The 11,754-nt window shown below is 67.1% G+C and carries 10 protein-coding genes and 1 rRNA gene; all 11 read left to right on the top strand.

Annotated features, from left to right (window positions below; all coding sequences use genetic code 11):
• The first annotated feature begins 281 nt into the window (after positions 1–281).
• The 11 genes from rrf (at position 282) to U7114_RS11485 (ending at position 11,689) form a co-directional block, all read left to right on the top strand.
• Positions 282–398: ribosomal RNA gene (rrf, locus tag U7114_RS11535) — 5S ribosomal RNA — on the top strand.
• Between the two features lie 468 nt (positions 399–866).
• A complete protein-coding gene (locus U7114_RS11530; protein ID WP_321215897.1) occupies positions 867–2,714 on the top strand; it encodes a hypothetical protein in 1,848 nt (615 codons plus the stop codon).
• A gap of 3 nt (positions 2,715–2,717) precedes the next feature.
• On the top strand, positions 2,718–3,707 hold the full coding sequence (locus U7114_RS11525) for an HAD-IIA family hydrolase (RefSeq protein ID WP_323057410.1): 990 nt from the start codon (positions 2,718–2,720) through the stop codon (positions 3,705–3,707).
• A gap of 9 nt (positions 3,708–3,716) precedes the next feature.
• Complete coding sequence (locus tag U7114_RS11520; protein ID WP_323057409.1) at positions 3,717–4,013, top strand: hypothetical protein; 297 nt, start codon at positions 3,717–3,719, stop codon at positions 4,011–4,013.
• Positions 4,013–4,828, top strand: a complete 816-nt coding sequence (locus U7114_RS11515; protein ID WP_323057408.1) for a TlyA family RNA methyltransferase — start codon at positions 4,013–4,015, stop codon at positions 4,826–4,828. Before U7114_RS11520 ends, U7114_RS11515 begins: the two co-directional genes overlap by 1 nt.
• A 13-nt stretch (positions 4,829–4,841) precedes the next feature.
• Positions 4,842–5,867 (top strand): NAD kinase, encoded by a 1,026-nt coding sequence (locus U7114_RS11510; protein ID WP_157238544.1) that lies wholly within the window; start codon positions 4,842–4,844, stop codon positions 5,865–5,867.
• A 4-nt stretch (positions 5,868–5,871) separates the two neighbouring features.
• The gene (gene recN, locus U7114_RS11505) at positions 5,872–7,611 is read left to right on the top strand and encodes a DNA repair protein RecN (RefSeq protein ID WP_323057407.1); all 1,740 of its coding nucleotides are present in this window, start codon (positions 5,872–5,874) and stop codon (positions 7,609–7,611) included.
• Positions 7,612–7,725: 114 nt separating this feature from the next.
• Positions 7,726–9,495, top strand: a complete 1,770-nt coding sequence (locus tag U7114_RS11500; RefSeq protein ID WP_157242551.1) for a CTP synthase — start codon at positions 7,726–7,728, stop codon at positions 9,493–9,495.
• Positions 9,496–9,519: 24 nt separating this feature from the next.
• Complete coding sequence (locus tag U7114_RS11495) at positions 9,520–10,182, top strand: NUDIX domain-containing protein (protein WP_157238542.1); 663 nt, start codon at positions 9,520–9,522, stop codon at positions 10,180–10,182.
• Positions 10,182–11,204 (top strand): site-specific tyrosine recombinase XerD, encoded by a 1,023-nt coding sequence (xerD, locus tag U7114_RS11490; RefSeq protein WP_323057406.1) that lies wholly within the window; start codon positions 10,182–10,184, stop codon positions 11,202–11,204. The genes U7114_RS11495 and xerD overlap by 1 nt, the downstream gene beginning before the upstream one ends.
• A gap of 2 nt (positions 11,205–11,206) precedes the next feature.
• The gene (locus tag U7114_RS11485; RefSeq protein WP_157238540.1) at positions 11,207–11,689 is read left to right on the top strand and encodes an 8-oxo-dGTP diphosphatase; all 483 of its coding nucleotides are present in this window, start codon (positions 11,207–11,209) and stop codon (positions 11,687–11,689) included.
• Positions 11,690–11,754 lie beyond the last annotated feature (65 nt).

Raw genomic sequence — 11,754 nt, 5'->3', positions numbered from 1 at the left:
ACTAACGACTCGTGAAGCTGACCGGTACTAATAGGCCGATAACTTACACCACACACCACACCCGTGAAACCGGTTCAAAAGCGGTTCCACACCAGGGTTGGTAAAAAGAAAAAACAAGACTGCTTGCGTCCACTATGTGGTTCCCGAACAACAAACCATTTGTTGCAGGGAACACCAACTGAATAACAACACCACCCTGCCCTCACACGGGCAGGAAAGCATGTTGTAACCACAACACTTCCCACCCCCGGGGACACACCCGGGCGGACGGGTAACAAGGTTACGGCGGTCATAGCGTGGGGGAAACGCCCGGTCCCATTCCGAACCCGGAAGCTAAGACCCACAGCGCCGATGGTACTGCACCCGGGAGGGTGTGGGAGAGTAGGTCACCGCCGGACAACCATTAGGTCGAGGCCCCAACCACCAGGTTGGGGCCTCCCGCATTTAACGCCCCCTCCCGTGGGACCCTCTCTCACTTAACGCCCCCTCCCGGGGTTCCCTCTCTCACTTAACGCCCCCTCCCGGGGGACCCTCTCTCACTTAACGCACCCCCCGTGGGTCCCTCTCTCACTGCCCGGCCGGGCCGCCGTCGACCACCAGCGCCAAACTGCGAGAGCACCCCAGGAAACCCCGCATCAACCGAGAGAGCATCGCCGAAAAACCCGCATCAACTGAGAGAGCGTGTGAATCTTGCCACGATGCCGGCGCCTGGGCTTTTACCGTACTGCCCGGTTGGGCGACTCCACTAGAATTGATGAAGATGTACGGACTTCGAAGCGCTTGATTTCGGGTTGCGTAGGAAACGAAACACGGATACGAGCGGCTGCAGTTGCGCCAGTGGTCGGCTCACAACAGGAGGAATCCACATGGCTGAGCACAACGGCGGCAACCGCGGCGGAAATGACCGCGGCGCCTTCCGCGGCAACAACAACTCAGGCGGCGATCCGCGTGGATTCCGTTCCCGCAGCAGCCGCGACAACAGCGATTCCGGCCCTGCCTCAGGCGGCGGTGAGCGTAAGCCGTTTGGGGACCGTGACAAGAAGCCTTTTGGTGACCGTCCGCGCCGTGACGGGGAAGGTGAGCGTAAGCCTTTCGGTGCTGGAGAGCGTAAGCCCTTCGGTTCGGGGGAGCGTAAGCCGTTTGGAGATCGTGACCGGAAGCCGTTCGGGGACCGTGACAAGAAGCCTTTTGGTGACCGTCCGCGCCGTGACGGCGAGGGTGAGCGTAAGCCTTTCGGTGCTGGAGAGCGTAAGCCGTTCGGAGACCGTGACCGCAAGCCTTACGGGGACCGTGAGAACCGGTCCTTTGGTGACCGTCCGCGCCGTGACGGCGAGGGTGAGCGTAAGCCGTTTGGGGACCGTGACCGGAAGCCGTTCGGCGATCGTGACCGGAAGCCGTTCGGGGACCGTGACAAGAAGCCTTTTGGTGACCGTCCCCGCCGTGACGGCGAGGGCGACCGTCGCAGCTTCGGCGGGGGAGAGAACCGGAAGCCTTTCGGTGAACGGACCGAACGGCCCGATCGGGGCGACCGCGCCGGCCGCGGCGACCGCCAGGACCGAGCACCCCGAAGTTTCGATCGGGGCTCCAGCCGGGAAGGTGCCGGACCCCGCAACTTTGGGCGGGACCGCCAGGAAGACCGTCCCGTCCGCGTGCCCAACGCCCGGGACCTCCGGAGCGCCAACCGCCCGGACCGGGAACGTTCTCCCGAAATCGACGAGGACGTCACTGGCAAGGAACTGGACCGCGCAACCCAGCACCAGATCAAGACCCTGGAAGCAAAAAGTGCTGAGTGGGTGGCCCGCCACCTGGTCATGGCCGGCAGGCTGATCGATGAAGAGCCGGAACTCGCGTTCCAGCACGCCCTGGCTGCCAGCCGGCGTGGGGGCCGGCTCGCCGCCGTCCGCGAAGCCGTCGGACTGACGGCGTACGCAGCCGGCCACTACGGCGAGGCCCTGCGCGAATTCCGCACCTACCGCCGCATCAGCGGCTCCAACGTCCACCTTCCGGTCATGGCCGACTGTGAACGAGGGTTGGGGCGCCCGGACCGTGCGCTGGACGTGGCCCGGTCCGAGGAAGCCCAGGACCTGGACGCTCCCGGCAAAGTCGAACTCGCTATCGTTGCCGCAGGTGCCCGGACCGACCTCGGACAGCTGGACGCTGCCGTAGCCGAACTGGAAATCCCGCAACTGGACATCAACCGGGCCTTCTCCTACAGCCCCCGGCTTTTCCGTGCCTACGCCGACGCCCTCGCCGGCGTAGGCCGCGAAGCTGAAGCCGAGAAATGGCGGAAGCAGGCCGTTGTGGCCGAGAACGCACTGGGCCAGGGCGTGGACGAGGAACCGGACATCATCGACCTCGGCTGGGATGAAGAAGAAGAGGCCAGGGAAGAAGCCGAACGCCGCCGCCTGCTGGAGCGCGCGTCCCAGGCATCGGAAACCGCCACAAGCGCCGTATCCTCTACCGATGCCGCCTCAGCCGCCGGTGCAGCTGGAGCCGACTTCGCTGCCGAGTCCGCTGAACAGCAGGACACCGCCATCGAGGACCAGGAGAGTGACTACTTCGCCTCCGACGACGCCGAGTCCGACGAAGACTCGGTGGAGCCGGACGAGCTGGAAACCTCCGGGGAGGCCGCAGATGGAGCCGAAGCCGGACGTGACGGCGAACCCGATCTGGAAGACCAGGCCGGGGACCAGCAGGACCGCCGGGAAGACTGACGCATGAGTGCCGTTCCCCTGATTTCCCTGTTCGACGCCCTCCTGGCAGATCTGGACGGCGTGGTCTATGCCGGACCGCACGCCATCCCCGGTGCGGTTGAGTCCCTGAAGCAGCTCTCCGGCCTTGGCGTGGGTCTGGGCTACGTGACCAACAACGCGTCCCGGTCACCGGCGCAGGTGGCTGCCCACCTCCGGGAACTCGGGGCGCCCGCCGAGGACCATCAGGTGGTCAGTTCCTCCCAGGCCGCTGCAGACCTGCTCGCCTCACTGCTGGCTCCGGGCTCCAGGGTACTCATCACCGGCAGTCCGGCGCTGGCCGCGGAGATCGAACTCGTGGGGCTCGTGCCGGTGTACGGCCAGGAGGAGGACCCGGTGGCGGTGGTCCAGGGATTCAACCCCGAGATCGGGTGGAAGGACCTGGCCGAAGCCACTTACGTGGTGAACGCGGGCGCCCTGTGGGTGGCCACCAACACGGACATGTCCATACCGCAGGCCCGCGGCATCGCTCCGGGAAACGGCACGCTGGTGCAGGCCGTGGCAGCCGCAACGGGCCAAACCCCGCGCGTGGCCGGCAAGCCCGAAGCGCCGCTCTTCCACTCCGCCGCCAAGCGGCTTGGCGCGGAACGCCCCCTGGTGGTGGGAGACCGCCTGGACACCGACATCCTGGGCGGAAACAACGCAGGCTTCGCCACGGTGGCGGTACTGACCGGCGTCGACACCCGGCAAACCATCCTGGCTGCCCGTGCCGCCGAACGCCCGGACTACATCATCAGCTCCCTTGGGGACCTGCACCGGGTGTACCCGGAGGTCACACACGACGACGGCACCTACTCCTGCGGCGAGGCCACGGCCCGGGTGGCCAACGGTGCGGTGGGCATCATCGGCAGCCAGGACAACCTGGATTCCTGGCGGGCCGCGTGTGCAGCCTGGTGGGCAGCCACCCCGGACGCCGCCGCACCCCAGGCGCCTGAACTCGTCTGGCTGGATCACTAGACTGGTGGAATGACTGAGCTGACCGAACCCCTCCCCGCAGCAGCCCAGCCTTCCCCGGACTGGCCTGGAACCGGCGGTGCAGGTGTCACGGACCCGGTAGTGGCGCAGGCCCTGGCACGGCTTGAAGCCTTGCCGCAGGTTCCGGTGGCGGAGCACGAGACCGTTTACAGCGAACTTCACGATGAACTGCTGGCCGCGCTGAACAGCGACCCCGCCAACAGCGACCCCGCCAACAGCGCACCCGCCAACAGCGACCCCGCCAACAGTGAGCATGGAAGCACTGATCCGACGGACGGCGCCGCCTGATGCCGGTGCGCCTCGACCAGGCGTTGGTGGCCCGTGGCCTTGCCCGGTCCCGCACCCACGCGGCCGCCCTGATCGCCGAGGGCAAGGTCAGTTCCGCCGGGCAGGTGCTCGCCAAGGCGTCCCTCCAGGTTGATGAGGGCCGGGACCTTGCCGTTCAGCATGATGAACAGGACGCCTACGCCAGCCGGGCAGGACACAAGCTGGCCGGTGCCCTTGACGCCTTCCCCGAGGTCTCGGCAGCGGGGAAAAGGTGCCTCGACGCCGGAGCCTCCACGGGCGGCTTCACGGACGTGCTGCTGAGGCGCGGTGCCGCGCACGTGGTGGCGGTCGACGTCGGGCATGGCCAGCTGGTGCCCCAGCTCAGGGAGGATCCCCGCGTGGAGGTCCACGAAGGACTCAACGTCCGCTACATGTCGCCCGCGGACATTGGCGGCCCCGCATCGCTTACCGTGGCTGACCTGTCCTTCATCTCCCTCACCCTGGTGGTGCAGCCGCTGGCTCTCTGCACCGAGCCCGGAGGTGACCTTGTGCTGATGGTGAAGCCGCAGTTTGAAATCGGAAAGGACCGGCTGGGACGGACCGGCGTGGTCACCTCCGAGCGGGAACGGCGGCTGGCGGTGGAGAAGGTGGCCAGGGCTGCGCTCGACGCCGGGCTTGACCTAAGGGGCCTCGCGCAGAGTCCGCTGCCGGGCCAGGACGGAAACGTTGAATACTTCCTGTGGATAAGACGCAGGATGAGCCAAGACTTGCCTAAGATCGAAGAGCGGGAGGCAGCGGCCGCTGCCTTGCTCGGACGAATCTGGCCGAACCACTAGAGAGCGGAACCTGATGAGCAGGCGTGTACTGGTCCTCGCCCATACCGGCCGCGAGGACTCACTGAAGGCCGCCTGGGAGGCGTGCGCCCTGCTGCATGCCTCGGGCATTGTGCCGGTCATGCAGGAGTCCGAACTCGGGGACATGGAGCGGTTCTTCGGACACCTGGCCCAGCCCGTGGAGATCCTCCACGACCACGTCCAGCTCCCGGACGTTGAACTTGTCATGGTCCTCGGGGGCGACGGCACCATCCTGCGCGCGGCCGAGCTTGTCCGTGAGGTGGACGTTCCGCTGCTCGGGGTGAACCTTGGCCATGTGGGCTTCCTCGCCGAAAGTGAGCGGGCGGACCTGGCCCAGACGGTGGAATGGATTGCCAGCCGTGAGTACACGGTGGAAGAGCGCATGACCATCGATGTCCAGGTCTGGGTGCGCGGCCAGAAGATCTGGCACACGTGGGCGCTGAATGAGGCCGCCATCGAGAAGGCCAACCGCGAACGCATGCTGGAGGTGGTCACCGAGGTGGATGAGCGTCCGCTGACGTCCTTCGGCTGCGACGGCATCGTGCTGGCCACGCCCACGGGTTCCACCGCGTACGGCTTTTCCGCCGGCGGCCCGGTGGTCTGGCCCGAGGTGGAGGCCCTGGTCATCGTCCCCATCAGCGCCCATGCCCTCTTCGCGAAACCCCTGGTGGTCTCGCCCCGCTCGCGGTTGGCGGTGGAAGTCCTGAACCGTACGGATGCCCTGGGCGTCCTCTGGTGTGACGGCAGGCGGTCAGTGGACCTGCCCCCGGGAGCCAGGGTGGAGGTCACGAAGTCCGCCACTCCGGTGCGGCTGGCGCGCACGCACCAGACGCCGTTTTCCGCGCGGCTGGTCCGGAAATTCCAGCTGCCCATTCACGGCTGGCGCGGCCCGGCCCCCAAGGCTGAGTCCGTTCACACCGGCCCCATCCCCATCATCCGGACGCCCCGCCCCATGCCCCCGCTCCAGGTACCGCAAGCGGGCCAGCCCGATGTCGAAACCGATCCGCCGACCGCAAAGTGAAGCCATGCTTGAAGAACTGAGAATCCGCGATCTGGGCGTCATTGCTGACGCAACGCTGCCGCTGGGGCCGGGCCTGAGCGTGGTGACCGGTGAGACGGGTGCGGGCAAGACCATGGTGGTCACCGCCGTCGGGCTCCTGCTGGGTGCCCGCTCCGACGCCGGGGCGGTGCGGAGCGGTGCCAAGAGTGCCACCGCCGAGGCAGTGCTCAAGCTCGACGCCGGCCATCCCGCCATAGCCAGGGCTTTGGAGGCGGGTGCCGAGACGGAGGAGTTCGACGGCGGCGCGGAGCTGATCCTTGCCCGTCGCCTTGGTTCCGACGGCCGCAGCCGTGCCTTCCTGGGCGGCAGGGCGGCGCCGGTGGGTGTCCTTGCCGAGATCGGCGAGACCCTGGTGGTGGTCCACGGCCAGTCGGACCAGATCCGGCTCAAGGGAGCCGCCGCCCAGCGGGGCGCCCTGGACAAGTTCGCCGGTGAATCGCTGGCCGGTCCGCTGGCCGCCTACCAGGACCTCTACAACCACTGGAAGTCCAGCCAGGCGGAGCTGGACAGCCTCCGCACTGCCGCCCGCGACAGGCTGCGTGAGGCCGAGTCCCTGGAGACCGCCCTGGCTGAGATTGATGAGGTGGATCCGCAGCCGGGGGAGGACGAGCTGCTCAAGGCCGAGGCCGTAAAGCTCGCCAACGTGGAGGAGCTCCGCATCGCAGCGAGCACCGCCCACCAGGCGCTTATCGCTGAGGACTTCGGCGAAGCGGGGGACGCCACCACCCTGGTTGATTCCGCCAAGCGGACTCTTGAGCATGTGGCAGAGCACGACGCCGAGCTCGGCTCAGCGGCTGCGCGGCTGGCTGAGGTGGGCTTCCTGCTCAACGACATCGCCACGGAGCTGGCCAGCTACCAGGCCGGCCTGGACACGGAGGGGCCGGAACGGCTCGCGGAAATTGAGGACCGGCGGGCCGCCCTGGCCAAACTGGTCCGCAAATATGCACCGACCATTGACGAGGTGCTCGTCTGGGCGGAGAACGCCCGCGTCCGCTACGACGAACTGCAGGACGACTCAACCCGGATCGAAACCCTGGACGCCGAAGTGGTGAAGGCTGAGGCGGACCTGAAGAAGCAGGCCGCCGCAATCAGCAAGGTCAGGGCCAAGGCCGCCAAGGACCTTTCGGCCCGGGTAAGCGCCGAGCTAAAGGCGCTGGCCATGGCCGATGCCACCCTCGTCATCACCATCGCCCCCGCCGGCCAGCTAACCCCATATGGCACGGACGAGATCAGCTTCCTGTTGCAGCCCCACTCCGGTGCGACCGCCCGGCCGTTGGGCAAGGGCGCGTCCGGCGGTGAACTCTCGCGCGTCATGCTCGCCATTGAGGTGGTGCTGGCTGCCGTGGACCCCGTTCCCACTTTCGTCTTCGACGAGGTGGACGCCGGCGTGGGCGGACGTGCCGCCGTCGAGATCGGCCGCAGGCTGGCCATGCTGGCCCGCCACGTCCAGGTGCTGGTGGTCACGCACCTTCCGCAGGTGGCCGCCTTCGCGGACCAGCACATCACGGTCACCAAAACCTCCGTCCGGGGAGCCGACGGCAAAACAGCCACGGGGTTCACCTCAAGTGATGTCCGCCTCCTTGACGGTTCCGAACGGGTCCGTGAACTGGCGCGCATGCTGGCCGGCCAGGAGGATTCGGAGTCGGCGCAGGCCCACGCCCAGGAACTGCTGGACGACGCGAAACTGCTGCCGCAGCGGGCCTGAAACCCGGCCTTGCCGGGGTGCCGGCCACCGGTCACCCCTTGCTCCCGGGGCGGCCGGACCGGCAGACTTGGGCATTTGGGAAGCACTCCCAGCGATCCGTGGAAGGCTCAAATGATGATAGGCTCGAATTCCGTGGTGCAGCGATCAAATTCCCGTGTAAATTCCCGGTTCCCGGGCTCGTCCAAGACGACCAAACACATCTTCGTAACCGGTGGTGTGGCGTCCTCGCTCGGTAAAGGACTGACGGCATCAAGCCTCGGTCACCTGTTGCGTGCGCGTGGCCTGTCTGTAACTATGCAGAAGCTGGATCCCTACCTGAACGTGGATCCGGGCACCATGAACCCCTTCCAGCACGGCGAAGTCTTCGTCACCGACGACGGCGCCGAAACGGACCTGGACATCGGACACTACGAGCGCTTCCTGGACGAAAACCTGGAAGGTTCGGCGAACGTAACCACGGGGCAGGTGTACTCCACGGTCATCGCCAAGGAACGCCGCGGCGAGTACCTCGGGGACACCGTCCAGGTCATCCCGCACATCACGGATGAGATCAAGCGCCGGATGCGCCTGCCCGCCGAGGGCAAGAACGCCCCGGACGTCATCATCACCGAAATCGGCGGCACGGTGGGGGACATCGAATCCCAGCCGTTCCTCGAATCGGCCCGCCAGGTGCGCCAGGACATCGGCCGCACCAACGTGTTCTTCCTCCACGTCTCGTTGGTCCCGTACATCGGGCCGTCCCAGGAGCTGAAGACCAAGCCCACCCAGCACTCCGTCGCAGCCCTGCGGTCCATCGGCATCCAGCCTGAGGCGATCGTTATCCGCTCGGACCGCGAGGTGCCCGACGCGATGCGGGAAAAGATCGGCCGGATGTGCGACGTCGACATCGACGCCGTGGTGAACGCCGCCGATGCCCCCAGCATCTACGACATCCCCAAGACCCTCCACACGCAGGGACTGGACTCGTACATCGTGCGCGCCCTGGACCTGCCGTTCAAGGACGTGGACTGGACCAGCTGGGACAAGCTGCTCGAAGCCGTGCACAACCCCAAGCACGAGGTTGAGATCGCGCTGGTGGGCAAGTACATCGACCTGCCCGACGCCTACCTGTCAGTGACAGAGGCCCTGCGTGCCGGCGGCTTCGCCAACGACACCAAGGTCAAGATCCGCTGGGTCCCCTCGGACGAATGCGAAACCCGCGAGGGCGCTATCAAGGCGCTCGACGGCGTCGACGCCATTTGCGTTCCCGGCGGCTTCGGCATCCGCGGACTTGAAGGCAAGCTCGGCGCCCTGAAGTTCGCCCGCGAAACCAAGCTGCCCGTCCTGGGACTGTGCCTGGGCCTGCAGTGCATGGTGATCGAATACGCCCGCAACGTGGTGGGGCTGGAAGGTGCGTCTTCCAGCGAGTTCGAGCCTGATTCCAAGTACCCGGTCATCGCCACCATGGAAGAGCAGCTGGAGTTCGTCGAGGGTCGCGGCGACCTCGGCGGCACCATGCGCCTGGGCCTTTACGAAGCCAAGCTCGACGCCGGATCCGTCATCGCCGAAACCTACGGCAAGACCACCGTCAGCGAACGCCACCGCCACCGCTACGAGGTCAACAACAAGTACCGCGAGCAGATCGCGGCCGCGGGCCTGGTCTTCTCCGGCACGTCACCGGACGGCAAGCTCGTGGAGTTCGTCGAACTGCCCGCTGACGTCCACCCGTACTACGTGGCCACCCAGGCGCACCCCGAGCTGAGCTCGCGCCCCACCCGGCCGCACCCGCTGTTCGCCGGCCTGGTGAAGGCCGCGCTGGACCACCAGCGGGGCTCCGACACGGCCGCCACCGTGGGGGTCGGCGCTGTCGAGGCCGAGCATTCCGGTACGGTAGCCGCTAAGTAGTTCCAACAGAAAAAGGACGGCGCGATGCCCGGCACACCTGAAAACACCCCTGCTGCAAAGCAGGTTTCGGATGCACCGAGCCCGCGCCGTCTTTTGTCTACCGAGAAGGTCTACGAGGGCCGGATCTGGGACGTGGTCAGCGACAGTTTCCAGCTGCAGGAGACCGGTGAGGCCCTGACCCGCGACTACATCGACCACCCCGGGGCAGTCGCGGTCCTGCCCATGAACGCCGACGGCGAAATCCTCCTACTCAGGCAATACCGCCACCCGGTGGGCATGGACCTCTGGGAAATCCCGGCCGGCCTGCTGGATATCGAAGGGGAGGACTTCGTGGTCGGGGCCGCCCGCGAACTGGCCGAGGAAGCGGACCTTGCCGCGGGAACGTGGAACGTCCTGGCCGACTTCTTCAATTCCCCCGGGTCCTCCAGCGAGGCCATCAGGATCTACCTTGCCCGGGACCTCATCGACATACCCCACCACGAACGCCACGAGCGGACGGATGAGGAAGCCGAGATCGAGTTCCACTGGATCAGCCTGGACGACGCCGTGGCGTCGGTGCTGGCCGGCAGGCTCCACAACCCGTCCGCCGTCGTCGGAATCCTGGCAGCGGCCGCGGCCCGCGCCGGCGGGTATGAAGGCCTCCGTCCAGCGGATGCGCCGTGGCCGGCCCACCCCAGCCAGCGCTGATGGTCCCCACTTCCTCCGCCGGGCTGGCCCCCGCAGGGCCCGCCCCGGCAACGCCGGTCCAGGATTCCGTACCACCGCCTGCCCCGCCAACCGCCGTTGACCGCGGCATCACCGACTACCTCCAGCACATGGGTGTGGAGCGCGGACTCGCGGCCAACACCCTGGCTGCCTACCGGCGGGATCTTGCCCGCTACTCCCGTTACCTTTCCGCCGCCGGCTGCCGCCGCCCGGAGGAGGTCACCCGGCGCCACGTGACGGGATTCGTCCAGGCCCTTTCTGACGGTTCCGACGGCGGCACCGCCCTGGGAGTGCGGTCCGCGGCCAGGACCGTGGTGGCAGTGCGAGGGCTCCACAAGTTCTGGGCCCTGGAGGGGCATACCCCCTTCGACCCTGCCAGTGAGGTCCACCCGCCGATGCCCGGGAAACGGCTGCCCAAGGCCATCAGCGTCGACGAGGTGACCAGGATCCTTGAGGCGGCGGGAACGGACACGGCAACGGGGCTGCGCGACCGGGCCCTCCTTGAGTTCCTGTATTCCACCGGGGCGCGGATCAGTGAGGCCGTGGGCCTGGACGTTGACGACATTTCCTTGGCGGAGGCCGAATCGGGCCCGGCCATCGTGCGGCTCTTCGGCAAGGGGTCCAAGGAACGGCTGGTACCCCTCGGCTCGTACGGCGCCCGGGCACTGGACGCCTACCTGGTGCGCGGACGTCCCCTGCTGGCGGCCAAGGGAAAGGGCACGCCCGCACTGTTCCTGAACGCCCGCGGCGGCCGCATCAGCCGCCAGAGTGCCTGGACCATCCTCAAGGCAGCAGCCGAAAAGGCGAACATCACCAAGGACGTCTCCCCGCACACCCTCCGGCACTCCTTCGCCACCCACCTGCTCGAAGGCGGCGCCGACGTCCGCGTGGTCCAGGAACTCCTGGGCCATGCCTCGGTGACCACCACCCAGGTGTATACCCTTGTCACTGCCGATACCCTGCGGGAGATCTACGCTGCCGCGCACCCCCGGGCGCTGGGCTGAGCATGGCGGCCGCTGCAGTGGCACTGTGTTTCCTGCTCCAAGAGGTGGACGGCGTTTCCCAGGTCCTGCTGGGGCTGAAGAAGACCGGCTTCGGGCGCGGAAAGATTGTCGGCATCGGCGGGCACGTCGAAGTGGGGGAGACCGAAGCGGAAGCAGTGATCCGCGAGGTGCGGGAGGAAACCGACGTCGGGCTCCGGCACGAGGACCTTCGGGATGCCGGGGTGGTGCGCTTCGTGTTTCCTGCCAAGCCGGAGTGGGACATGGACACCCGTCTGTTCACCGCTGTCCGCTGGGAAGGCGAACCCACCGAAAGCACCGAGATCGCTCCCGCCTGGTTCGATACCGCCGCGCTGCCCGTTGACCGGATGTGGCAGGATGCGGACCACTGGCTGCCGGTGGTGCTGGAGGGAGGCAGCGTCAACATCGTGGTGACCATGGACAACGACAACGAGGCCGTCGCCTCCTCGGAAAGCCTGCTGCCTTAAGCCGTTAGACGCCGACGGCGGGCCGGGCACCGCAGCGCCCTCCCGCCGTCGTCGTGGTTTCCGCA

This window comes from Pseudarthrobacter sp. C1 (assembly GCF_034720455.1).
Lineage (GTDB): Bacteria > Actinomycetota > Actinomycetes > Actinomycetales > Micrococcaceae > Arthrobacter.
Note: the sequence above shows the minus strand (reverse complement) of the source record. Positions and strands in the feature narration are given on the sequence as shown.

Excerpts from the sequence above, each read along its gene's own strand:
- recN (WP_323057407.1), top strand. The coding sequence starts at position 5,872 with ATGCTTGAAGAACTGAGAATCCGCGATCTGGGCGTCATTGCTGACGCA.
- U7114_RS11515 (WP_323057408.1), top strand. The coding sequence starts at position 4,013 with ATGCCGGTGCGCCTCGACCAGGCGTTGGTGGCCCGTGGCCTTGCCCGG.
- U7114_RS11525 (WP_323057410.1), top strand. The coding sequence starts at position 2,718 with ATGAGTGCCGTTCCCCTGATTTCCCTGTTCGACGCCCTCCTGGCAGAT.
- U7114_RS11520 (WP_323057409.1), top strand. The coding sequence starts at position 3,717 with ATGACTGAGCTGACCGAACCCCTCCCCGCAGCAGCCCAGCCTTCCCCG.
- U7114_RS11500 (WP_157242551.1), top strand. The coding sequence starts at position 7,726 with ATGATAGGCTCGAATTCCGTGGTGCAGCGATCAAATTCCCGTGTAAAT.
- U7114_RS11510 (WP_157238544.1), top strand. The coding sequence starts at position 4,842 with ATGAGCAGGCGTGTACTGGTCCTCGCCCATACCGGCCGCGAGGACTCA.
- U7114_RS11485 (WP_157238540.1), top strand. The coding sequence starts at position 11,207 with ATGGCGGCCGCTGCAGTGGCACTGTGTTTCCTGCTCCAAGAGGTGGAC.
- U7114_RS11495 (WP_157238542.1), top strand. The coding sequence starts at position 9,520 with ATGCCCGGCACACCTGAAAACACCCCTGCTGCAAAGCAGGTTTCGGAT.
- U7114_RS11530 (WP_321215897.1), top strand. The coding sequence starts at position 867 with ATGGCTGAGCACAACGGCGGCAACCGCGGCGGAAATGACCGCGGCGCC.
- xerD (WP_323057406.1), top strand. The coding sequence starts at position 10,182 with ATGGTCCCCACTTCCTCCGCCGGGCTGGCCCCCGCAGGGCCCGCCCCG.